The sequence below is a fragment of the Photobacterium sp. CCB-ST2H9 genome (assembly GCF_023151555.2).
Taxonomy (GTDB): Bacteria; Pseudomonadota; Gammaproteobacteria; order Enterobacterales; family Vibrionaceae; genus Photobacterium.
Genome location: NZ_CP100426.1, coordinates 1,118,823 through 1,143,349, shown reverse-complemented (window position 1 = coordinate 1,143,349; position 24,527 = coordinate 1,118,823). Strand labels below are relative to the sequence as shown.

The 24,527-nt window shown below is 53.6% G+C and carries 20 protein-coding genes; 14 read left to right on the top strand and 6 right to left on the bottom strand.

Translation table 11 applies throughout. The features are described 5' to 3' along the window. Positions 1–19: 19 nt before the first annotated feature. From L4174_RS21890 to L4174_RS21875, 4 genes are read right to left on the bottom strand one after another with little or no spacing between them, the layout of a single operon-like run. A complete protein-coding gene (locus tag L4174_RS21890) occupies positions 20–655 on the bottom strand; it encodes a YjfK family protein (protein WP_248143195.1) in 636 nt (211 codons plus the stop codon). A 17-nt stretch (positions 656–672) separates the two neighbouring features. Further along, positions 673–1,701, bottom strand: a complete 1,029-nt coding sequence (locus L4174_RS21885; RefSeq protein WP_248143196.1) for an ion channel — start codon at positions 1,699–1,701, stop codon at positions 673–675. A gap of 36 nt (positions 1,702–1,737) precedes the next feature. After that, a complete protein-coding gene (locus L4174_RS21880) occupies positions 1,738–2,427 on the bottom strand; it encodes a PspA/IM30 family protein (protein WP_248143197.1) in 690 nt (229 codons plus the stop codon). Further along, positions 2,424–2,822, bottom strand: a complete 399-nt coding sequence (locus L4174_RS21875) for a DUF2170 family protein (RefSeq protein ID WP_248143198.1) — start codon at positions 2,820–2,822, stop codon at positions 2,424–2,426. Before L4174_RS21875 ends, L4174_RS21880 begins: the two co-directional genes overlap by 4 nt. A gap of 348 nt (positions 2,823–3,170) precedes the next feature. Here L4174_RS21875 and L4174_RS21870 point away from each other — a divergent pair, with 348 nt between their 5' ends. After that, the gene (locus tag L4174_RS21870) at positions 3,171–4,160 is read left to right on the top strand and encodes a hypothetical protein (protein ID WP_248143199.1); all 990 of its coding nucleotides are present in this window, start codon (positions 3,171–3,173) and stop codon (positions 4,158–4,160) included. A gap of 98 nt (positions 4,161–4,258) precedes the next feature. Here the strand turns inward: L4174_RS21870 and L4174_RS21865 are convergent, their stop codons facing one another. After that, positions 4,259–5,158, bottom strand: a complete 900-nt coding sequence (locus L4174_RS21865; RefSeq protein WP_248143200.1) for a LysR substrate-binding domain-containing protein — start codon at positions 5,156–5,158, stop codon at positions 4,259–4,261. A gap of 90 nt (positions 5,159–5,248) precedes the next feature. On the opposite strand from L4174_RS21865, the gene L4174_RS21860 reads away from it, so the two are divergent. The 12 genes from L4174_RS21860 to L4174_RS21805 all read left to right on the top strand — a co-directional run bounded on the left by L4174_RS21860 (position 5,249) and on the right by L4174_RS21805 (position 21,389). Next, entirely contained in the window at positions 5,249–6,178 is a 930-nt protein-coding gene (locus L4174_RS21860; RefSeq protein ID WP_248143203.1) for a DMT family transporter, read from the top strand. 302 nt (positions 6,179–6,480) lie between these two features. After that, a complete protein-coding gene (locus L4174_RS21855; protein WP_248143371.1) occupies positions 6,481–9,213 on the top strand; it encodes a nitrate reductase in 2,733 nt (910 codons plus the stop codon). Next, positions 9,210–10,109, top strand: a complete 900-nt coding sequence (cobA, locus tag L4174_RS21850) for a uroporphyrinogen-III C-methyltransferase (protein WP_248143205.1) — start codon at positions 9,210–9,212, stop codon at positions 10,107–10,109. Before L4174_RS21855 ends, cobA begins: the two co-directional genes overlap by 4 nt. A 95-nt stretch (positions 10,110–10,204) precedes the next feature. Next, positions 10,205–10,762, top strand: coding sequence for an ANTAR domain-containing response regulator (locus L4174_RS21845; RefSeq protein ID WP_248143206.1), 558 nt, complete (start codon positions 10,205–10,207; stop codon positions 10,760–10,762). A 214-nt stretch (positions 10,763–10,976) separates the two neighbouring features. Further along, positions 10,977–12,317, top strand: a complete 1,341-nt coding sequence (locus L4174_RS21840) for a CmpA/NrtA family ABC transporter substrate-binding protein (protein ID WP_371929447.1) — start codon at positions 10,977–10,979, stop codon at positions 12,315–12,317. A 12-nt stretch (positions 12,318–12,329) separates the two neighbouring features. Next, complete coding sequence (locus L4174_RS21835) at positions 12,330–13,301, top strand: ABC transporter permease (protein WP_248143210.1); 972 nt, start codon at positions 12,330–12,332, stop codon at positions 13,299–13,301. Between the two features lie 25 nt (positions 13,302–13,326). Beyond that, on the top strand, positions 13,327–14,181 hold the full coding sequence (locus L4174_RS21830) for an ABC transporter ATP-binding protein (protein ID WP_248143212.1): 855 nt from the start codon (positions 13,327–13,329) through the stop codon (positions 14,179–14,181). A gap of 38 nt (positions 14,182–14,219) precedes the next feature. Further along, positions 14,220–16,748, top strand: coding sequence for a nitrite reductase large subunit NirB (gene nirB / locus L4174_RS21825; RefSeq protein ID WP_248143372.1), 2,529 nt, complete (start codon positions 14,220–14,222; stop codon positions 16,746–16,748). Then, positions 16,745–17,086 (top strand): nitrite reductase small subunit NirD, encoded by a 342-nt coding sequence (gene nirD / locus L4174_RS21820; RefSeq protein ID WP_248143214.1) that lies wholly within the window; start codon positions 16,745–16,747, stop codon positions 17,084–17,086. Before nirB ends, nirD begins: the two co-directional genes overlap by 4 nt. A gap of 292 nt (positions 17,087–17,378) precedes the next feature. Continuing rightward, positions 17,379–19,457 (top strand): NHL repeat-containing protein, encoded by a 2,079-nt coding sequence (locus L4174_RS21815; RefSeq protein WP_248143216.1) that lies wholly within the window; start codon positions 17,379–17,381, stop codon positions 19,455–19,457. Further along, positions 19,454–19,708, top strand: a complete 255-nt coding sequence (locus tag L4174_RS21810; protein WP_248143218.1) for a hypothetical protein — start codon at positions 19,454–19,456, stop codon at positions 19,706–19,708. Before L4174_RS21815 ends, L4174_RS21810 begins: the two co-directional genes overlap by 4 nt. 43 nt (positions 19,709–19,751) lie before the next feature. Next, the gene (locus L4174_RS21805; protein WP_248143220.1) at positions 19,752–21,389 is read left to right on the top strand and encodes a methyl-accepting chemotaxis protein; all 1,638 of its coding nucleotides are present in this window, start codon (positions 19,752–19,754) and stop codon (positions 21,387–21,389) included. A gap of 34 nt (positions 21,390–21,423) precedes the next feature. Here the strand turns inward: L4174_RS21805 and L4174_RS21800 are convergent, their stop codons facing one another. After that, complete coding sequence (locus L4174_RS21800; RefSeq protein WP_248143222.1) at positions 21,424–22,329, bottom strand: LysR family transcriptional regulator; 906 nt, start codon at positions 22,327–22,329, stop codon at positions 21,424–21,426. A gap of 194 nt (positions 22,330–22,523) precedes the next feature. Between L4174_RS21800 and L4174_RS21795 the strand changes: the two genes are divergently transcribed. Further along, positions 22,524–24,503 (top strand): alkyl/aryl-sulfatase, encoded by a 1,980-nt coding sequence (locus L4174_RS21795; RefSeq protein ID WP_248143223.1) that lies wholly within the window; start codon positions 22,524–22,526, stop codon positions 24,501–24,503. Positions 24,504–24,527 lie beyond the last annotated feature (24 nt).

The window sequence follows — 24,527 nt, the reverse complement described above, 5'->3', positions numbered from 1 at the left end:
TTATGTATTGTTGCCTGATTCAGCCGATTAACTTGAAGTCGGTTGGACTGAGATCAAACCCTGTGCTCAGCACCAGGCTTCGTTCGGCCCGGTTGTTGAAAATTTTTTCTTCTGCGGCCACAAGCAGGACTTCAGCCAGTGATGGTTCGGCTTCCCTTTCATACACCATCAAAAACTGATCCGTATTGCTGGTGGTGCCATTCTGCAGCCAGGTGGTTTCGGTAACTGCAACCGGACGGCTGTTGTCCCAGATTTTCTCAAAAGTCTGGTCTTCCAGCTGCCACTGGCTTTTCACGATGCCGTGATCGAGCAGATGCTGCCATTCGCTGTCGGTGTCGACAGGCTTGCTTTCGTAGAAGTAAAACAGTTTGACTTCACTGACATCGGCGTCGCTTGTGCCATGGGTCAGCACCTGAACAAAGCCTTCGTCATCGGTATAGTAGCGGAGCAGGCGGGTCTGCTCATCCAGCCAGACTTCACCCACAGCCTGAATCAGCTGTGTGCGGGCAGCACCTTCGATCGTCAGCGACGGTTCTGTCAGGCGCAGTTTCAGATCATCGAGCTCGAATGCGCCGCCGAGGCGCAGGCCCAGAATTTCCGGGGCGGCCGGGCCACTGGCTTCAGGCTCTTTACGTTTTTTAAACCAGTCGAACATACGTTCTCCTTATCCGATTATGCAGGCCAGTTAAAATGGTCTACCCGCTCATCGGCGATGTAGAAAATATTGGTGCCGGGTGTGACGTCCAGATTCAGCGGCGGATTCAGCTCAATGCCCTGACCGCGGTCGATAGCAATCAGCGTGGCATCATGCTGTTCTTTAAACTGGCTGAACAGTTTGCTGATGGGCGTGGGCGCCATGCTTTCCGGGAAACGCACCGCGTATTGTGTCATGCCATGGTGGGTGCTGAGCAGTTCGTGGTGTAAGCCGCTGGAGCCGGGATCGACGGCCGCTTTTGCAAGCATCTCGACAGCCACGGAAGGAATACACTCAGCATTTGGACAATGGCTTTTCAGCAGGTCACTGAGCGCTTCATCATTGAAATAAGCCAGCAGGTGCGCGTTTGGGTTACGGCTGGCGCAATACAGCGCGGCTGCCAGAGTGACATCATCTTCAGCGTTATCAATGATGATACAGCTGGCTTTGCTGACCCCGGCTTTGTCCATGCTCTGGGTGTCGGTAAAGCTGGTGACGCGGACAAAGTCGATTTCGCCCGGTAGCGGGTTTTCCATTTCAGGACGGACGCAAAGCACGATATGGCGGCGAGTGCGCTCTTCGTGCTGCAACATCTGGATCAGGTGCAGGGTGCGCTGGTTATTCCAGCCGAGTACCAGAATATGGTTCTCCACGTTGATTCTCCGATTGCCGAGCAGACCGCTCTTCCAGTAACTCATAAACATCGTGGCCAGACGGCCAATGCCAATGGCGAATAACCCCAGGCCGCCCGGAATCACAAACAGGGCGACGACCCACTGACCCGCAGCAGATTCCGGTGAATAGTCACCATAACCGACGGTGGACGCGGTGACGACCAGGTAGTAAACGAAGCGGCTGAGTGAATGTGTAAGTGCTTGCTCTCCAGCCAGTTCAAGGAGTAACCAGCTTGCTCCGATGTAGACGAGCAGTGTGATGAGCAGGTTGCGACCAGTGAGTTGATTGAATTGTTGATGGGCCCAACGGCGGACCCACAACCAGATTGACATGCCTTTCTCCTCAATCCTTTGGGGAACGTTGTTCCCTTACTGGCGACCGAGAATACGAGCCAGCTCATCTTCAGCAGAACCTTGTCCGCCGCTCTTGAGACCTGCGTCGGCAAGTTTTTTCTCCAGTGCACTGCCGGATTGTTCTGCTGCCATTTCAGATGCAGCTTCCAGCTGTGCGGCTTTTTCAGTCTGGCGCTGTTTAATACGCTCCAGAGAGGAAACCGCGGTGTGCATTTTCGTGTTGGCGCCGACCTGACTGGCAGAAACGGAGGACTGTGCCTTCTGAACCGCTTCGGTTGCCTTCACGACATCTACTTGCTGTTCCAGCTGACGCAGTTTGTCTTTGGCCTGAGCAATGTTTGCACGCAGGGACTGTTCAGAACGGGAGAACTGTTCCAGATAGGTTTGCTCGGTCTGCTGCTCGTTACGCAGATTTGCAACTTTCTGAGCACATTCCAGTGCCAGATCCTGCTGGCCTTTTTCCATGGCGTTTCGGGCATAACCTTCGTATTCAGCGATACCCAGGTTGAAACTTTCCACTTTCTGCTGGGAAAGCTTGCGCTTGGCAACAATACCCACCAGTGCTTCGTCGGAACGGCGCAGTTCAGTTTTGGCGTCACGAATTTCCTGATCCAGGATACGCAGCGCCTGGCTGTCTACAACAGCTTCAGCCGCTTCGTTCGCACCACCTTTGATTGCAGTGAACAGTTTTTTCCAGACACTCATGCGGTTTGCTCCTTGAGGTAATCCTGATAGAGATCGATAAAGGCTTCTACGTTGCGGAACAGCGTTGCCACTTCAATAACCACGCTTTCTGCTTTGGACTGGGAAGACAGTGAACCAAAGGCAATGTAGTAATCGTTACCGTTGATGCTGTTGATGCCGATGGTCGACAGCGGGAACATCTTATGGGTCCGCAGGATTTCGTTGTTGAGTGCGTCTGTATCTTTGACTTGAGCGGCATCGAACAGAACAACCTCGACCAGGATCTGTTCACCGGAGAGTGCCAGAAAGGCTTCGATGTTATCTTCATTGCGGATCAGCAGTGCCTGACCCTGTAATTCGACTTGCCAGCCATCATGTTCAGACAGCAGGGGAGCCAGATCGGAAAGTTGCCACATAGTCAGCATCCTTAGGTTAAGAAAAAAGAAACCTTGTGACCGAGTCACACAAAGGCTTTCGACTGATTTCACCCGATGAAGTTCCTGACCCGCACAAAAGTGAGCCGGATTTTTCGGATGATAATAAGCTCACCGTTAATATAAAGGTGTTTGGGCGACAGATTATGCCTTTGAACACATAAACTAAAGCCGTTTTTTTACAGGTAAAGTGTTGTTTTGTGATGTGTAGCTGAACTTTTAGGGCGTGAAAGAGCCATTTGGCCTGCTCCTTCCGGCCATGAAGTCGTATCAATCGCATGAAGCTATACTTAGCAGCAGTTTCCGTGGTCTGTCTGCTGAGTGATCGCTATGACCAAAAAAAATCTGCTGTTGCGGTTCATCTTACCGCTCATCATTGCCATGATCCTGGGTGCTGTGGTGCTCAACTACTATACCTATCATACCCGGCCCGCAGAACTTCATCTGACCAGTATTGAACTGGCTCCGTTTTCCGATGATAAGTCCGTCTTCCTGAAGCCGGAACTGATTGCCATGAGCCAGAAAGAGTACGATGCGCTGATTGCAGAGCGTTCCGATGGCGGAGATGAAACGCTGGGTGGTGAGTGCCAGCGCTGGACGTCTATGCTGCCAGCCTGGCTGCTGTGCGGCGATCCCGGTTATCTGCAGCATACGGATCTGACTGAAGGCTTTCAGCCGCCGTCAAAACTGGAAGTGTCGGGGCTGCTGAAGGCGAATCCACTGAACAATGCGCTCTATATTTACCGGATTTCCCTTGACCCGCAGGCAGAAGGGAGCCTGATCTCCCGGCTGGACGTTTATACCCATGATGACGGGATTGCTCACTACTACCGCTATGACGAGAAGGGCGCTTTAATCAATATGCCGTTAAGTGATTTGCCTCAGCCCGTCGTGTACGTGGAAGAGGTCATCAATACCGGTTTGCAACCGACGCTGCGGCTCACTTTTTCTAACCGGGGCGCGCGTAAGGCGACGCTGAATGCGTTGCGGAGTGAACGGGTCTTTGTTGTAACTTCACCGCCACAGAACGATTACCAGGGTGAGCATCTGCCGTCCAGACTGGCAATCCCTGCCAATGGATTTAGCCTCGGACCGGACGAAGATAATCAGGTGTCACTGACCGAACCGGTTACATTGGGCAGCCAGCATGATAAAGCCATTGAAGTCCCGCTCAACATTCTGGACTTGGGCGCGGGAGACGCTGCCGGTTATTTACTGGTGCGTTTTTATCTGGATTATTCCGACGGCAGCAAAAATCAGTCAATGCTGTTGGGCAGCTTCCTCTTTTCAGATCATGTTCATCTGATCTTGGGGGAATGAGCAGAAAAGAACCGTTGCGGCATTTTCAAAGTGCGCTCAAACAACCGGACACAAGTTCAGGCCGGGTGCAGTTCAGCTTCGTTGTGTGGCAAAGCGAATCAACTGTTTTTGTGCTGAAATTCGCAGCGTAGCCAGGACCGTAGAGTCAGAACGCTTTCCTGCGTCAGTTTCTCTTTGGGGCAGACGAAATGATATGCCTGACTGGGGTTGAGTACGGCGAGCCCGATCTCCTGCAACAGACCTTGCCGGATGTCATCTCTGACAAAGAGTTTGTGCGTCACCAGTACACCGAGGCCGCGTAACGCGGCCTGGATGGCATGCGCAGATGTGGTGAAGCACAGGTTGCGTTGCCGGGAAGGAACGGCCTGTTGGCTGGCGTCGCACCAGATTTGCCAGTCGTGCTGGCGTCTGGGGTTGGTGACAAAAATCGGCGGAAAGCGTGACAGGATGTCCTCTGGCGCCTGAAACTGCTGTCCGTTGAGCAGCGCAGGCGCACAGACCAGAATCAACTCGTCATCCCCTAATTTTTCGCAGTGATAGCCTTTCCAGTCATCGGGGCGACCGTGAATGAGGGCGGCATCAACCCCTTCTCTTTCCAGATCAAACACATGGGTTAAAGTCGAAATCCGGATATCAATATGCGGGGCCAGCGCCTGAAATTCGGGCACGCGCGGGATCCACCAGTGCAGTGCCAGCGAGTTCACCATATTCAGGGTCAGCCGATGCTGGTGCTGCTGTTGTAAAGCCTCGCCGGCTGCCACAATCTGTTCCAGTGCCGGGGCGACCTGACGGTAATACTTACGGCCGTTCCGGTTCAGTTCCACCCGGCGTCCGACCCGCTGAAATAAGGGCAGTCCGAGCTGACTTTCCAGTGATTTAATCGCCTGGCTGATCGCGGAATGGCTGACGCTCAGCACTTCGGCGGCCTCGGTCATGCTGCCGGTTTCGGCAACGGCGACAAATGCATAAATGGATTTCAGGGGAATGTGCTTTTTCATCTGTAAGTTTTTCTAACCATTTTGGTTAATATTATTCGCTTTTTTCTCAATTGTAACCCCGTTAGACTCCTCACCAGCTAAGGAGTCCTCATGAACACAGATTTACGTCCCCTCTTTTTGATGCTGGCTTCCACCTTTAGCCTGTCGGTGAACGGGCTGATTACCAAATTGCTGAGCGAGCATTTCAGTATTGAAATGCTCAGCCTGCTGCGCTTTGCACTGCCCGCTGTGTTGTTTTTCTGGCTGATGTCACTGACGCAGTGGGCCGTACCCGACAGCAAAAAACTCTGGCAGTCTCTCGCCATTCGCGGCTTTTGTGTTGCGGCGGCACAGCTTTGTTTCCTGTTTGCGATCAGCCACCTGAGTCTGGTGGAAACTGTGGTGCTGTTCAGTACCGGCCCGCTTTTCATTCCAGTGTTAGAAAAACTGTTATTTCAGGCTCGGATTCCACCCATGACGGTCATGAATCTGACCATCACTTTTCTGGGGGTTGTGCTCATGGCGGGTCAGGCGGGCGGGTTTACCCTGCGGCCTGAACTTCTGGTCGGAGTCGCCGCCGGGGTGTTCAATGCCGGTTCGCAAGTCAGCCTGTACCGGGTCAGCAAAGGCACGATGTCGGCAGTCGGGCTGAATGCCTGGTGCTTTACGCTGGCAAGTCTGATGCTGTTGCCGCTGGTGCTGTTTACCCATGACCATCAGCAGCTGGCAACAAGCTGGCAGCTGATCACCGATATGCAGTCGATGATATTGCCTGCGCTGCTATTGCTGACCGTGTGCATCGTGAATACCCAGGTGTTTCGCGTGAAAGCTTATCGTCTGGTGGCCTCAGGTTCGGTGCTGGCCCCCCTGATTTTCACCAATCTGATCTTCGCACTGATTTGGCAGGTGCTTTTCTTCGAGCAGAGTCTGGCATGGAATAAGGTGCTGGGGATCAGCCTGATTGTATTGGCGACATTGATGAACACCTTTGGTCCCGTATGGCTGAAGCAACGGGAGATGCGGCTGAATCAACACGGCTGACACGGATAAACCCGCTATGATGGTTTCACCAAGGCTGTGCAGGGATGCACCGGATCAGGTCTTATTGCAGAGCGGTGACGGCGATTAGAATGACAGGTTTTGATCTATCCTTTTGATTTTTAATGAATCAAGCATTGGCCCTGAATCTGGCACACATCATGCAGGTTTAACACCGTACACGACATTCAACACTTAATACTTTGGTTTTAGGCATTGCTGCCACGTCCTTTCCCGGGGACGTGGCTTTTTTTATGCCTGCAGGTTGCGGTGGCAGTACCGCGAAGGAGACGCGTATGAGCAGCATGGCCGAGCCGTGTTCAGGTTACCGGCAGCAGCCGGATGGGAAACCGACGGTACAATCTGCCTGCCCTTATTGTGGCGTGGGTTGCGGGGTCAGCATTCAGTACCGGCACCCGTCGGGCAATCTGAAAATGATAGCGGAGGTGTCGGGCGATCCGTCCCATCCGGCCAACCGGGGCGCTTTGTGTGTCAAGGGAGCGGCGCTGAAAGAAAGTCTGAGTCTTCCGAATCGCTTGCTGTATCCCCGTGTTCACGGGGAGGAAGTGAGCTGGACACAGGCCACTGCGGTGATTGCTGAAAAGCTGATGCAGACCGTTGCTGAGCATGGTCCGGACAGCGTGGCCATGTACGTTTCCGGCCAGTTGCTGACCGAAGATTATTATGTCGCCAACAAGCTGATGAAGGGGTTTATCGGCACTGCGAATCTCGATACCAATTCCCGGTTATGTATGTCTTCTGCCGTTGCTGCGCATAATCGTGCATTTGGGGAAGATCTGGTGCCTGTGCATTACGAGGACATTGATAAAGCAGGCTTGATCGTGATTGTGGGGGCGAATACGGCCTGGACACACCCGGTGCTGTTTCGCCGGATTCAGCAGGCCAGAGAAGCCAATCCGGATTTACGGCTGGTGGTGATTGATCCCAGACGCACCACAACGGCGGCGCAGGCCGATTTACATTTGCCGGTTGCGAATGACGGCGACGTGCTGCTGTTTCACGGCCTGTTGCGTTACCTGATGGATCATCAGGCGCTGGATCAGACATTTATCGAGGCGCACTGTCAGGGATATGAAGCTCTGGCAGAGGAACTTCGCCATGAACAATACCGGCTGATGGCCTGTGCCGACGCACTGGGTCTGAGCCGGACGTTGCTCCATGATTTTTTCACTCTTTTTAAAGACGCCCCCGAGACTCTGACACTGTTTTGTCAGGGCATCAATCAGTCGGCCAGCGGAACAGACAAAGCCAACGCGATCATCAACTGTCATCTGGCAACCGGCCGGATCGGCAAGCCCGGTGCCGGGCCGTTTTCGCTGACCGGACAGCCGAATGCCATGGGGGGCCGGGAGGTGGGCGGACTGGCGAATCAGCTGGCTGTCCACCGGGGCTTTGATGCGGATTCGGTGCAGGCGGTCGGTGAGTTCTGGCAGGCGCCGAAGATGGCGACCCGGCCGGGCCTGAAAGCCGTTGATCTCTTTGAGGCCATGTATGAAGGCAAGGTGAAGTTTGTCTGGGTGATTGCGACCAATCCAGTGGTGTCTCTGCCGGACAGCCGCAAAGTTGCAGAAGCCTTATCCCGGTGCGACTGTGTGGTGGTCTCGGATATTTCGCCGGATGCGGATACTGCGGCCTTTGCCGATGTGCTGTTACCGGCTGCCGGCTGGGGCGAAAAAGACGGCATGGTGACGAACTCTGAACGCATGATGTCTCGGCAGCGGGCTTTTCTGCCCCCGCCGGGCGAGGCCAAAGCCGACTGGCGGGCGATTTGTGAGGTGGCGCAGGCTATGGGGTTTCACGGTTTTGATTTTGCCAGCGTGGCGGATGTGTACCGGGAATACGCGGCACTGAGTGGGATTAACCGCCATGCGCCTTATCTGTTTGATATTTCAGAACTGGCATCGATGTCGGACGAAGATTATGCCAACTGGCAGCCGCAGCGCTGGCCGCTGGGAAGACCCTCGCATCTGTTCAGTGACGGCCGGTTTCCTACCGTCAGCGGACGGGCCCATTTTGTGCTCCCTGCGTTGACTCAGGATGCAGGGGGTGAGCTGGCAGAGCGCTGGTGGCTGAATACCGGGCGCCAGCGCGACCAGTGGCACACCATGACCCGGACCGGTCATATTGCCCGGCTGGCTGAAAGTGAGAGCGAACCGACGGTTTACATGCACCCGTTGTCGGCCCGGAAACATCAGTTCAACGCTGGGCAACTGGTCAGCCTGAATCATGCGGGACAGACCCTACTGGCGAAGCTGGCACTGGATGGCGGTCTGTCGGCGAAGCAGCTCTTTATGTCGATGCACTGGGCCGGACGGTTTGGTTTTGACAGCCGGGTGAATCAGATGGTGGCTCCTGTGGTTGACCCGGTCTCGGGGCAGCCTGCGTTTAAATCAGCCGCCGTTTCCGTATCGGCTGCTGAAGTGGCCAGTTACGGGGTGTGGATGGGTCAGCAGCCGCCTCCGTTTGAGACCGATTATCTCAGTTTCCAGACCGGAGAACGGGTTCACTTCTGGCGGTTTGCCTGCAAAGTACCGCTCGCGAAAGCCCATCTCTGTGATCAATCAGAACAAATGCTGGTATTGGATGAAATCGGCTCAGGGCCCAATCGCTGGGCGGGGCTGCGGATGAAAGGCGACAGACTGAAAGCTTTCTGTCTGGTCAGTGAGCAACCACTGTCGTTCGATCCCCAGCCTTATACTGCTTTGTTTGATGGGACCTTTTCAGTCCGGACGTTGTTGCGAGCATTTGTGGCCCTGACGTCACAGGGGCAGACACCATCCAGACTGGTGTGCAGTTGTTTCAGAGTCTCGGACCGGCAAATCCTCAAAGCCATCGAACAGGACGGCATCACCAGTCTGCATGGTTTACAGACACAACTGAAATGCGGCACCAACTGCGGGTCTTGTCTGGGAGAAGTGCAATCGCTGTTGAAACAGCAAACGACAGACCAGCCCGAACTGAGGGCAGGCGCATTGCCGGTCAGGGCATCATCCGTCACAGAAGGAGAGCAGGCATGAGCACGGACAGCACAACAACGGTGAACAAAACACACGACACCATTACAAACGGCACTGAAACAAAGGGGACGGTCAGTGCTATTCAGCCGGTCCGTACCTGTTTCTCTGCTCATGATCAGCCAGCCGTCAGTCTGGTCGGCGCCGGTCCCGGCGATCCGGAGCTGCTGACTCTGAAAGCGCTGAAAGCGATTCAGCAGGCAGAAGTGCTGGTGTATGACCGTCTGGTCAGCGATGCGATTCTGGCGATGGCGAATCCGGAGGCTGAGCTGATCTACGTGGGCAAGCGTTGCGGGCAGCCCAGCATGAAACAGGAAGCGATCAATCAGCTCTTGATCGACAAAGCAGAGACAGGACGCTATGTCGTCCGGTTAAAAGGCGGTGATCCGCTGATTTTCGGCCGGGGGGGTGAAGAGGGTCTGGCGCTGGCCGCAAAAGCAATTTCCTTTGAATTCGTGCCCGGAATAACAGCCGCGATTGGATGTGCGGCGTCGACGTCGATTCCGCTCACCCACCGGGAAATGTCCCGCTCGGTCACGCTGGTGACCGGTCATGTGGTGTCCGGGGCGCTGCCCGCCTGGGCGCAGTTAATCGGGGCCGGGCAGACGATTGTCTTTTACATGGGGCTGGAACAGGCCCGGGAAATTCAGAGCGGTCTCACGCTCGGCGGTTTGCACAAAGACACACCGCTGGCTGTGGTCATCAAAGGCTGTACCCCCGATGAGCAGGTGCATGTGTCGTCATTGGGCAATCTCACCAAACTGGGGCAGACGCTGAAGGGACAGTCTCCGGCTTTGCTGATCATGGGCGATGTCGTTGCATTGCGCGCGACGCTGAATCAGGCACTTATGTGCGACGAAGCCAGAGGGGCTAACCCTAAAGGGGTATTTTACGGCTGATTCTGACGAACTGGCTGGTTGCTTGCTTCTTCATAACAGAACGGTGTGTTGAATCGTCGTGTACAGGGAAGTCGGTGATCATGGTGAAGCCAGACATGAAAAAGATCGTGGTGTGCAGTGACTGCACCCGGGAGCAGGCCAGTCTGACGGGACAGCTGGCCGCTGCTTATGATGACGTGACTGGCTGTGGTTTCCGTCAGTTTGCAGCGCTGGTCAGTCAGGCGCAAAGCGGAGTTCTGGTGATCAGCTGGGCCAGAGCAGATGCCGAATTACGGCAGATGGTGGAGCAGGCCGGTTGTTTGGGCTGGCCGCTGGTGGTCATGGTTCGCCAGCTGGAACCTCAGGATATTCACCGGCTGCCCGGACCCAATGGTTATGTGCTTTTACCTGGTGACTCGGCAACGGCGCTGAGTGTGTGGGTAGAAAGGGCATGGCAGGTCCGGCAGGTACAGTGTCAGCTTAAAAAGGAGCTGGTCACTCTGAACCGGCGGCTGGAGGAGCGGCGCTTGATTGAGCAGGCCAAAGGGCTGCTGATGAAGCTGCACGGGCTGGATGAATCCGAGGCTTACAAACTGCTTCGCAATGCGGCGATGCAGCAGAGTCAGAGTCTGGGACAGATTGCGAAGAACTTACTGATCAGTCTGAATCGATAGCCGGTTGATGCTGCTGAAGGTACGTATTGGCGCCATCTCTAAGCAGATCAGACTGCAGGCCAGACAACAGGGCACACAATAAGCAAATAGAGACACAGAATTGATGAATCAGGCAACGCTGCTTCCCCGCCGGGGAGCGGCGTTTTTTTGTTTTGAGCGAATTGGATTTCACAAGTATGGAAGAGGGTGAACGATGAAAAGCGTGAAACACTGGATGATTGCTGGCGCTGTCAGTGCCAGTCTGCTGTCGGTGCCGGTACTGGCCAAGGTCGGGCCGCCGGAAAAAGATGAGCTGAAATTCGGCTTTATTAAGCTGACGGACATGGCACCGCTGGCGGTGGCCTATGAAAACTTCTTTTTTGAAGACGAAGGACTGTACGTCACGCTGGAAGCACAGGCGAACTGGAAAGTGCTGCTGGACCGGGTGATCGACGGTGAACTGGACGGCGCCCATATGCTGGCCGGGCAGCCGATTGGTGCCACCATTGGCATTGGCACCCAGGCTAATGTGGTGACCGCGTTCAGTATGGATCTCAACGGTAATGCGATCACGGTGGCCAATCACGTGTGGGAAGCCATGAAACCGCAGGTGGCGAAAACCGCCGACGGAAAGCCCAGGCACCCGGTGAAAGCGGATCTGCTCAAGCCTGTGATTGCGTCTTATCAGGCGGCGGGCAAGCCGTTCAAGATGGGCATGGTTTTCCCGGTGTCGACCCACAATTATGAGCTGCGTTACTGGCTGGCCGCAGGGGGTATCCACCCCGGCTATTACGACCCGATTCATGGTGACAACAGCGGTCAGCAACAGGCGGATGTGCTGCTGAGTGTGACGCCACCGCCGCAAATGCCCGCCACCCTCGAAGCGGCAACCATACAGGGCTACAGCGTCGGTGAGCCTTGGAATCAGCAGGCCGTTTTCAAAGGGATTGGTGTGCCCGTGATTACGGATTACGACATCTGGCGGAATAACCCGGAGAAAGTTTTCGGGGTCAGTCAGGCCTGGGCCGATGCCTATCCCAACACCCATATCCGGGTTGTGAAAGCGCTGATCCGTGCGGCTCACTGGCTGGATGAGAACAATGCCAACCGTGAAGCGGCTGTCAGGATGCTGGCTCGCAGCCAGTATGTCGGTGCCGATGCGAAGGTGATTGCCAACAGTATGACCGGCACCTTTGAGTACGAAAAAGGAGACAAACGCCCGGCGCCGGACTTCAATGTGTTTTTCCGTTACAACGCAACGTATCCCTACTACAGCGATGCCGTCTGGACACTGACGCAGATGCGTCGCTGGGGTCAGATCCCTGAAGCCAAACCTGACGACTGGTACCAGTCCATCGCGAAGCAGGTCTACCGACCGGAGATTTACCGGCAGGCTGCCGAAGCCCTGATTGCCGAAGGCAAGATGAAAGCAGCTGATTTTCCTGATTTCGACAAGGAAGACGGTTTCCGGCCGCCGCAGAACGGATTTATCGATCAGATCACCTTTGACGGCCATCAGCCCAATGCGTACCTCAATCAGTTCGCGATTGGTCTGAAAGGCAACGACAAACTTTAAGGAGGATGGCTTATGGCTTCCATCATCACGTTGCCTGCACTGCCGAAACCGGCTCGGGTGATCCAGCACAGCCGGGCGCTGGCACTGCCGCTGTTGGGCATTGCCGTCTTCTTGCTGCTCTGGCACTTGGCGGCCAGTCAGGTGCAGACCTCTCTGGGCACACTGCCGGGACCGGTACAGACCTGGCAGCAGTTCACCAATCTGGTCGCGGAACACCAGCATGAACGGGATCGTGAGGCTGCATTTTATGCGCGTCAGGATAAGCGCAATGCCGCAAAGCTGGGTCAGAACCTGCAGGCTGAAGTCCGTGTCCGGGAATACACCGGGAAACCGACCTTCTTCGACCAGATCGGCACCAGTTTACTGACGGTGATGGCCGGATTTCTGCTGGCGACTGCGATTGCCATTCCGGCGGGCATTGTGCTCGGACTGAACCAAGGGCTGTATGCCGCATTGAACCCGGTGATCCAGCTGCTGAAACCGGTCTCACCGCTGGCCTGGCTGCCGATTGTCACCATGGTGGTCAGTGCGCTGTATGTCAGTGACGATCCGCGGGTTGCCAAATCTTTTCTCAACTCTCTCTTTACGGTGGCGATGTGCAGCCTGTGGCCGACGCTGATTAACACGGCTGTGGGTGTGACAGGCGTGGATCAGGATCTGCTCAATGTCAGCCGGGTGCTCAAACTTTCACGCTGGCAGCATGTGCGCACCATCGTGTTGCCGTCCTCCGTGCCGATGGTGTTTACCGGTCTGCGTTTGTCGCTGGGGGTGGCCTGGATGGTGCTGATTGCTGCTGAGATGCTGGCGCAGAATCCGGGGCTGGGCAAGTTTGTCTGGGATGAATTCCAGAACGGCAGTGCCGCATCCTTAGGCCGGATCATGGTGGCCGTGGTCACCATTGGTTTCATCGGTCTGCTGCTCGATCGGAGCATGCTCAGTTTGCAGCGTCATTTTTCATGGAATCAACAGCTGAGCCAGCACTGAGCCAGCTGAGCACAAGGAGAAAAGCATGTCTCGTGAATATTTACTACTCAGTTATCTGGGGATGCGCTTCCCGACGCCCAACGGTGAGTTTGTGGCACTGAAAGACGTGAATTTCAGCATTGAGAAAGGCGAATTCATCTCTCTGATTGGTCACTCAGGCTGCGGTAAGTCCACGGTACTGAATCTGGTCGCCGGGCTGCTGGATGCGACGGATGGCGGCGTCATTCTGGAAGGGCGGGAAATTTCCGGTCCCGGTCCCGAGCGGGCGGTCGTGTTTCAGAATCACGCTTTACTGCCCTGGCTGACGGTGTATCAGAACGTTGAACTGGCGGTGAAACAGGTCAGCAAAGGTAAAACGTCAGCAGCGGTTCGGGATGAGGTGATGCACTACCTGCAACTGGTGCACATGGACCATGCCCATGACAAACGGCCGGATGAAATTTCCGGCGGCATGAAGCAACGGGTCGGTATTGCCCGGGCGCTGGCGATGGAGCCGAAAGTGCTGCTGATGGATGAACCCTTTGGGGCACTGGATGCCCTGACCCGGGCACATTTACAGGATGCGCTGATGGCGATTCAGGCTGAGCTGAAGAACACCGTCATCATGATCACTCACGACGTGGACGAAGCCGTGCTGCTGTCGGATCGCATTGTGATGATGAGTAACGGCCCCGAGGCCACCATTGGCGAAGTGCTGGAGATCAGCCTGCCACGTCCCCGGGATCGGGTCGCGCTGGCGGATGCTCCGGATTATCAGCGTCTTCGGCAGAGTGTGCTGCGTTTTCTGTACGAGAAGCAGCGCAAAGTGGCGCCGATTCCGGAACCGGATTCGGTTTCAAAGCCGGTGTCAGAGAAAAACCGCAACGAAAAAGTGGCCTGATTCGGGACCCAAACACAGTTCAGGAGAGCATGATGTTGATGCAACGCGAAAAATTACTGGTGGTGGGCAACGGCATGGTCGGCCACCACTTCATCGAACAACTGGTGGCCCAAAATGCGCATCAGTCTTACCAGATTATTGTGCTGGGCGAAGAACGCTTTGTCGCTTACGACCGGGTTCATCTGTCGTCCCTGTTTTCCGGCAGTGAGCATCAGGATCTGCTGCTGAGCAACGAGCAGTGGTATCAGGACAATGGCATTGAGTTGTTGCTGGGAGAGCAGGTGGTCGGCATTGACCGCGAAAAACAGCGTGTCACGTTAGCAAGTGACAGTCAGCTTGCCTATGACAAACTGGTGCTGGCGACCGGCTCTTATCCTTTTGTGCCACCGGTGCAGGGCAGCGACAGAGACAACTGTTTTGTTTACCGGACGCTCGATGACCTGTCTGCCATCAAAACAGCCTGTGCCGGTGCGAAAACCGGCGCGGTCGTCGGCGGCGGGTTGCTGGGGCTGGAGGCGGCTAATGCGCTGCGTCTGCTGGGGCTTGAAACCCATGTGGTGGAATTTGCGCCACGACTGATGCCGGTTCAGATTGATGATGCCGGGAGTGCACTGCTGAAAAGTAAAGTCAGTGAACTGGGTGTTCAGGTGCACACCAGTCGGGCAACGACGGGGATTACGGACGGTGAAACCGCTTTTCACCGGATGAACTTTCAGGAGCATGCGCCACTGGAAGTGGATGTGATTGTGTTTTCCGCCGGGATCCGCCCGCAGGATACACTGGCCAGTCAGTGCGGACTGGCGATTGGCGAGCGTGGCGGCATCATCATTAACGATGCCTGTCAGACCAGCGATCCCAATATTTACGCTATCGGCGAATGTGCGTTGTGGCAGCAACGGATTTTCGGGCTGGTGGCACCGGGTTACAGCATGGCGCGGATTGCAGCGGATCAGATCTTAGGGGGCGACAGCACCTTCAGTGGCGCGGACATGAGCACCAAACTCAAACTCATGGGCGTGGACGTGTCTGCCATCGGGAACTCGCTCGGTCAGGGCGAAGGCTGTCAGGAAATGGTGTTCCAGGACATGCGTGCCGGGGTGTACAAAAAACTGGTGGTCAATGACACCGGAGACAAGCTGCTGGGCGCGATTCTGATCGGGGACAATCAGGATTATGATGCCCTGCTGCAATGTTACCTCAACGGCATGCCGCTGCCTGCACATCCGGCTGAGTTGCTGTTTGACTGTTCTGCGTTGCAGGGCAGCAAAGATGCCGGGGCGATTGTCTGTGCCTGTCATCACGTGACCCGGGGAGAGATTACGGCTGCGGTGCAGGCAGGGACTCACGACCTGTCTGAACTAAAAAGCTGCACCAAGGCCGGGACAGGCTGCGGTGGTTGCAGCACCATGGTGAAGTCGATTCTGGATGAGGAACTCGCGGCACTGGGCATGGAAGTCAGCAACCATCTCTGTGGGCATTTCGCTTATACCCGTCAGGAGCTGTTCCATCTGGTGCAGGTGGGACAAATCAAACAGTTTGACGACTTGATCGCCCGGCACGGTCAGGGCATGGGCTGCGATGTATGCAAGCCTGCGGCCGCCTCGATTTTTGCATCGTTGTGGAATGAACATGTGCTCGAACCTCAGCATCAGCCATTGCAGGATACCAATGACGCTTTTCTGGCCAACATTCAGAAAGACGGCAGTTATTCTGTGGTGCCCCGGATTCCGGGCGGGGAAATTACGCCGGAGAAGCTGATTGTTTTAGGGGAAGTCGCCAGAAAATACGATCTCTATACCAAGATCACCGGTGGTCAGCGGGTTGATTTGTTCGGGGCACAGCTCGAACAGTTGCCGGATATCTGGCAGGCCCTGATTGATGCCGGATTTGAGACCGGCCATGCCTACGGGAAATCGCTGAGAACGGTGAAATCCTGCGTCGGATCGACCTGGTGTCGGTATGGCGTCGACGATTCAATCGGCCTGGCGATTATGCTGGAGAATCGCTACAAAGGGCTGCGTTCGCCGCACAAACTCAAGTTTGCGGTGTCCGGGTGTACCCGGGAATGCGCTGAAGCACAGAGTAAAGATATCGGTGTGATTGCGACCGAAAACGGCTGGAACCTTTATGTGTGCGGCAATGGCGGGATGCGGCCGCGCCATGCCGATTTGCTGATGTCGGATCTCTCAACTGATGCACTAGTGACCCTGATCGACCGGGTGCTGATGTTCTATGTCCGTACCGCCGACCGGCTGCAACGGACATCCGTCTGGTTACAGAACCTTGAGGGCGGGCTGGACTATCTGCGCAGTGTGGTGGTGGACGATAGTCTGGGCATCAACGCTGAGTTGGAAAAGCAAATGCACCATGTGGTGGAGACTTATCAGTGCGAATGGAAAACCACGTTGTCGACGCCGGAGAAACTGGCGCGGTTCAGACGCTTCGTGAATGAAAGCGGTGACGTGGTCTCGCCGGACTACCGACGTGAACGCGGACAGCGGATTCCGGTTCAGATGATTGAGCCGTCCCCTGAAAATACCCGCCAAACTGAGCAGGAGGGCGTATGAGCTGGTTGAAAGTTTGTCATCTGGATGATCTGATTGTGAATTCAGGCATGGGTGCGATGGTCCATGATACACAGCTGGCGCTGTTTTATCTGCCGTCTCAGCAGCCCGGCATTTTTGTACTGGATAACTGGGACCCGATTGGCCGGGCCTTTGTGATTTCGAGGGGAATTGTCGGGGATATCCAGGGTGAATTGAGTGTGGCATCGCCGCTTTATAAACAGCACTTCAGTCTGCACACGGGTCAGTGTCTTGAACAGCCGGAAGTCCGCGTCCGGGTCTGGCCGGTCAGGGTCGAAGACGGCGAGGTGTGGGTGAACACTGCAGCATTATCAATGTAATCACTGACAGCGACCTGCCTCAGTCAGACGTCAGCTTCTATGCTGATCCAATGCCAGCCGAAACCGCTACCGGTTGGCATTTTTATATTTAATCGTCAAATAATTGACGATTTTATCTGATCATAAGTTCCGCAAAATACCAGAAACCCTCTGCAATTTTGTTGAGATCTTGTATGAATTTTGAACACTCTCAAAATTTCGAAAGTCCTGTTTTCCATTACATCCCGGCTCATCTATCCATACAGTGAGTGATTTAAAAATTAACGCATCTTTTTGTGAGCAGGGAAGCCATATGGGTATCCATTTTCTTTCGACGATTGGCACGGTATGCACGGCTTTACCTGAACTGCCATGTCTTACTTCAGGCAATGTGTCTCTGAATACACCGGTGGGGAATTGCATCGATCATTACGGACATATCTGGCTGGCCGATACCGCGCATAATCGCCTGCTGATTTTCGATAAAGAGATGGCGCATCTGCTGGCTGTGTTCGGGTCGACCGGCGACGGTGAACAGCAGTTCAATATGCCTTTCCGGTTGCTGGCTCATCCGGAACAAAACTGGATGTATGTCAGTGACATCGGCAATACACGTATCCATATTCTTGAATATGATCAGGCGTTATCCATTACGTCTGTGAAACGATTCGGCAATGAAACAGATGTGGCTTTGAAAGGTCCGAATGGCCTGGCTTTCTGGCAAGGTGAGTTGTGTGTGGCCGATGAATTCTATGAAGGTCCGGGCGGCGCCAGCCGACTGGTGATTTTTTCAGAAGATGGTGAATACCGCCGTTCATTACATGCGGTGGAAACTGAGAATGGTCCCATCCATTTTCTCTGGCCGCAGGGACTGAGCCGGGATGAGCAGGGTTCTCTGTATGTGGCGAATACGGGATTCGCGACGGTTGTGCGTTGCGACTGGCATGGTCAGGGCATTCCGTTTCCGGCGAATGGGAAATGCTATCTGGATGGTCTTGAGCTGGCGCGTGATGTGTCGGTGACCCAGAATCGTATTCTGATCCCGGGGGCCAAAAACAGTGCCATTTCGGTCTATGACATGGCGGGCCACTATCAGGGGGATTTGGACGGTTTCTTCTCGCCGATTCAGGTCACGGCTGTGCCGGACACCCACCGAATGCTGATCACTGAGCCGATTCTGGCGACGTTGCAAATGCATGAGATTGACTTGTCCCGTGTGCGCGACGGCAACGTGGCATCCACCCGGGTGCTGAGCTCCGTGGGGGATGAACGGGATAATCCGGGTCAGTTTCATTTCATCACTGCGGTTGCCGGCGCACTGGATGCTGCGGTCAAAGCTGTGGTCCCTTCCCCTTTTGTGGCGCTGTTTGAACGCTGGTTTGCGCATCAGTTGTCCCTGCAGGAAACCTGGATCAAGGCGGTTCAGCCAACCGCGATGCCTGCCTGGTGGAATCTGGCCGTCACCACTCAGTTGGAATGGGTGCAGCGTTGGCAGCAAACCTGGCTCCGGGTGATGCTCAATGACAAATTTGATGATCCCAAGGATGTCCTCTGGATGGTTGATGCCGGGAACTTCCAGTTACAGGCCAGTGAAAATGGCAAACAGGATGCGTCTTTGCCCGTCAGCCTGCCATTAATGCCCGGCTCGTTAGGCATTGCCGCTTACAAGCCCATGCAGCCATTACCCGGACAACTGGATCCGCGTGTCCCGATGATTGTCGTGAGCAATTATCTCAGTGGCATCATCACTGTTTTTCAGTATGACAACCGGTTGGGTGAACTGGTGCCTTATACCAACTTCGGGGGCATGGGCCGTGAGCCGTGGCAGTTCAATAAACCACAGGGTCTGGCCATCGACCCGGTCAGCAACGATATCTTTATTGCCGACTCCGGGAATAACCGGATTGCTCGCTGGCGTCTGAGTGCATCAGGTGTGGCGGGGCTGGTTGAAGTGTTTGGTGAACTGGGACAGGGCAATGGGCAGTTCCACACGCCGACCGATATTACAGCCTGCGAACAGGGCCGGCTTTATGTTACGGACCAGAATAATAACCGGATTCAGATTTTTGATAATGGAATGAAGTGGGTTCACAGCTTTGGTCAGCCGGGTTACAGCATCGACAGCGATCATTTTCTGCTGCCTACCAGCATTGACTATGACAATCAGCACCTGTTTGTTTCAGATCTGGTGAACCGGGCGATCAAAGTTTTTGACCTGAATGGCAATATTGTCGACAGTTTCAGCAGTTTTGGCGCAGATGCCAGCAAAGGGCAACTTTGGATGCCATATTTGCTGCATGCCAATAATAACCATATTTACCTGCCGGATTGTGCGTTAAACCGAATCAATGTGTACCGTTTTGAGCACCATGAGCAAGAAGGAACCAGATGATGGAAAACGTCTTTCAGTTAGCCCAGAACAAGCGAATCAAACATGCCAGTGGCCGCGAAACTCCGGAACAGCAGGAAAAGCATGTTGCTCAGTCTCACGAATTACTGGCTTCGCTTGAAGATGCTGTGAACCATTTTGTTGCGAATCAGGGGGAGGATTTGAAGCAAAGTCAGGCGAAATTACGCGATCTGCATCAGCAGCACCATTTATGCCTCAAGGCTCGCAGGTTGAATACACCTCACGAAAGCTAAGGTTCACGATAGCTATGGATCACGAAACCTAAGGAGAAACAGAATGAGAACCTGGTTGTCTGGTTTCAGCATTGCAGCACGAATTTGGGTGCTGCTGGTGCTGTTTGCGCTTGGTTTGCTGGTCAATACGCTGGTGAATGCCAGCAAGACGCGTGAGTTCATGCGAGGAAATTATGAGCATGGCGTCGCGAATCTGGTGGATAGTGCGATGGGGGTGATCAGTCATTACCACAGCCTGAGTGTTTCGGGCGAAATGACTGAAGCGGAGGCGAAGCAAGCCGCACTTCAGGCCGTTGCAGCCATGCGTTTTGATCACGGAAACTATGTGTTTGTGGGGGATAACCAAGGGGTGCAGCTCGTCAGTGGCGTGCAGGCGCTCATTGGTAAAAATACGCTGAACCTGAAAGATGGTGCCGGGGTGTATTTTGTGCAGCAACTCTATGAGAAAGCGAAGCAGGGCGGTGGTTTCGTTGATTATGAGTGGCCTTCCGCCAGGGATAAAACGGTTCTGGAGCCTAAAACGAGCTACGCGGTGCAATTTGTGCCCTGGCAATGGCTGGTGGGCAGCGGGATGAATATGGTCGCGTTGCAGGAAGATATCCGCCAGGCTGAAATGATGTCAATGATGAATGCCGGCGGGATGTTGCTGGTACTGTCTGCGCTGATTGCATTGATTATCCGTTCTATCACTTCGCCGTTGAAGCAGACCGTTGCCGCGATGCAGGCGCTCTCCCGGGGGGAAGGCGATCTGACCCAGCGTCTGAATGAGCAAGGTGCTGATGAGCTGTCCGTTTTATCCCGGTACTTTAATCAGTTTGTGGCTTCGGTACAGGGGATCATGCTGCAGATCAATACGGCCGGTTCTCAGGTTGCAGCGGCTGCGAATCAGGTGTCCTCATCGATTCACACCGTGGACAGCAATCTGAACCAGCAGCAAAATGATGTGGAGCAGTTGGCAGCGGCCATGACGGAGATGCTGGCGACTGTTGAAGAAGTCAGCCGCCGTACAGTTGAAGCCAATGATGCCAGTTTGTCTGCTGCGAAAGGGACCAAAAGCGGAAAACTGATTGTCGATAAGAATGTCGAGGAAGCCAACGCGCTGGCTGAGAATATTGATCAGGCCAGTCAGGTGGTTGAACAGCTGGCAGCAGACAGCCGGAATGTGGATACCGTACTGGAAGTGATCCGGGGCATTGCCGAACAGACCAACCTACTGGCACTGAACGCAGCGATTGAAGCTGCCCGGGCCGGTGAAGCCGGGCGTGGCTTTGCAGTGGTGGCCGATGAAGTGCGGACATTGTCGCAACGGACACAGGAATCGACGCTGGAAATTCAGAAGATTGTCGAGCAGTTACAGCTTGGTGCTGGAAATGCCGTGAAAGTGATGGAAACAGGGACGGAAAAAGCAAAAAATGCTTCCAAAATCTCTGAGGATGCCGGTGAGGCGCTGAATGTGATTAATGGTGAAGTGCAGACCATTCAGGCCATGAATCAGCATATCGCAACGGCAACCGAGCAGCAGACGCTGACACTGAACGACATCAACAGCAATGTTGTCAGTCTGAAAGATATGTCGCTGTCGGTCGCATCAGAGTCGAATCAGATGGCACAGGCCAGCGATGAACTGATCCATGTTTCATCGGATCTGATGAAGATGATTCACCGGTTTAAACTGGCTTAACACTAGCTGTTTCAGCGAATACGCAGCGCCCGGCTTATCGATGTGATGCCGGGCCTTTTGATTTGGATGAAAACACTTCAACTAATTTTTTATGGAGGAAAAGGTTTAACGGATTGGAGCGATTGGCCAGTGTGGTGTAACTCGATAATTTGACCTGCAACCGGGATGCGTCCGGTGTCGGAATGCGCTTCAGGTCATCAGGCATATTCTTCAGCGTCATCAGCATGGCCACTTTTTCTTTGCTCATAAATTGATATGCAAGTTGCGGGCTATCAAGTTGGTATTCAAAATTAAAGGTAGTGCCTAAATTGACGAATTTTTCGTAATAGGGAGAATGGTGATCATTCCAGCCGCTGCTGCGTAACATAATAAATGGCCAGGTTTTCACTTCATTAAAATCCGATGCGGCATGACTTTTCGCAATGGCAACCACAAACTCATCATCTGTGATATTTCTGAGATGAATTTCGCCCGGAATATCTGAATTCCAAAAGTGAACGCCCATTATTATTTCACCATTGATGATGGATGAGAGGGTTGTCGAATTCCAGGTAGAAAGAATAATTTTACTTTGCGGTAAAGCCTGCTTGAGGGTTTGAAAGAGTTGTTTGCCAAATTTATCGAGCGTGATTAATGGCAAAGCGATTGTCAGCGTGCCTTGGAATTGTCTGGGGTCAAACGTCTTTTTGTTCAGTGCAGTCTGAATACTTTTGAGTGCAGATTGAATGTCAGGTAACAGCAATCGTGTGTAAGCGGTGGGTTCAAGACCATTTGGTGTTCGCTCGAACAACACTTCGTTCAATTGTTCACTCAGACGTGACAGCTGCTTACTGACAGCGCTTTCAGTCACGCCCAGTCTCACCGCGGCGAGTTTGAGGTTCTTCGATTCGCAGACGATCACTAAAGTGCGCAGTAAATTTAAATCGACACCACTTTCCATTCTTTCAACAGCACCTTTCCGACGGTTCATTGCGAAGACGATAGACTAAACACACTGTCAAAGAGCGTCAACTTGTCTGCGGTATCTCTGACGTTGATTCACTGTTTTTGAATTTTATATTCGGTCAAAAAATGCTGCGGCTGAAAAAATAGAACTAATGAATGTTTGGGCTGTTGAAAGAAGAGGTTTAATTGATGAAGTTCAGGAAGTCTGTCGTATTTTTATCCATTGCGCTGGTGTCACAATCTGTATTCGCGTCCATGGAAATCACTCCCGAAAGTAAACCTGCCAGTGCTTTTACCATTGAAAAAAATGATGCATTGCGTCAATACCTGAATTTTGAAGACCGTGAGGACTTCAATTCTGCCAGCAGAGGCTTCATTGCAACCTGGCCCTATCAAACGATTCAGGACAAAGATGGTCAAGTTGTCTGGGATTTTGATGCTTTTCAGTTTGTGAACTCGAAGCAACAGATGGATACCATTAATCCCTCGTTGCTCCGCATGGCCCAACTGAACAATAAAGCTGGGTTGTTTCAGGTCACGGAAGGTATTTATCAGATCCGGGGATTTGACTTGTCGGTCATGTCTTTCATCCGGGGTGAAAAAGGCTGGATTGTGGTCGACCCATTAATTTCTGAGGAAACTGCACGGGCTGGCCTGGCGCTGTTGAATCAATACGTCGAGAACCTGCCCGTGACTGCAGTCGTGTTCACACACTCTCACATTGACCACTTCGGTGGTATCTGGGGCGTGACGACGAAAGACGCGTATCAGAATGGGCAGGTTGAAGTGGTTGCCCCGGAAGGTTTCTTTGAACATGCCATTTCAGAGAATGTTCTGGCCGGAAATCTGATGTCGCGGCGTGCAAGTTTCATGTATGGAAACCTGGCTGAACGCGGACCAAGAGGCTTGGTGGATGCCGGTTTGGGGAAGACAACGTCGACAGGTATACCGGGAATTGTAGAACCCACTTTAATGATTCATAAGACCGGTGAAAAACACCGGATTGACGGTATTGAGTTTGATTTCCAGATGGCGAACGGGTCTGAAGCCCCGGCAGAATTTATGGCTTATATGCCGAAGTATAAAACCTTGCTGGCATCTGAGGTGATGACGCATACCATCCACAATATTTCTACATTACGGGGGGCGCAAACCCGTGACGCCAGTAAATGGGCTGCATATGTGGATGAGACCATTCACCTGTATGGCGATAAAGCCGATACCATGATTGCTTCACACCACTGGCCGACCTGGGGGCAGGCGAAAATTAAAGATCAGCTTGAGAAAACCCGGGATATGTACAAATACGTCCATGATCAGACGCTGCGGCTTGCAAATATGGGTTATACCCCCAATGAAATTTCATCAAAAATTCAATTGCCGGAATCTCTGGATAAAGCGTGGTTTAACCGTGGCTATTACGGATCGGTATCGCACAACGCACGAGCGACGTACGACTTTTACTTTGGAGCATGGTGGGATGGTAACCCGGCGAACCTGAATCCGCTGCCGCCAGAGGATGCGGGGGCGAAGTATGTTGAGGCAATGGGAGGTGCCGGACAGGTAATTGAAATCGCGAAGAAAGCTGTCGAAAACGGTGAATATCGATGGGCAGTTACGCTGTTGAATCATGTGGTGTTTGCCGATCCAACCCATAAAGAAGCGCGTTACCTGGAAGCAGATGCGATGGAACAATTGGGTTATCAGGCTGAGTCAGGACCCTGGCGCAATTATTATCTGATTGGTGCGAAGGAATTGCGTGAAGGTTTCAAGTCTGCACCAACGCCGGATACGACAGCAATTGCGAAAAACATGCCTGTAAGCTCTGTGCTGGAAGCAATGACCGTGCGGGTGAATCCGGAAAAGGCGGCAGGTAAAACCTTCACGATAAACCTGAAAGTGACAGGCGACACGGATTCAAGGTCAGGGGAGTATTCAATGCTGTTATCAAACGCTGTGTTGAAAACGTATCAGGATCGCCAGCTGGAAAACCCGGATATTACATTGGTTATCGAAAAATCTGACATGGTGGATTTACTGACACGCAAAGCATCACTGGAATCACAAATAAAAGCCGGAAAGCTGAAAGTGAATGATGGTCAGAAATTTGCGGATTTCATGGCAATCTTCGATACCTTCAGAAGTGACTTTGGTATTGTCACACCTTAAAGGGACGCCAAAAGCGCTCCAATA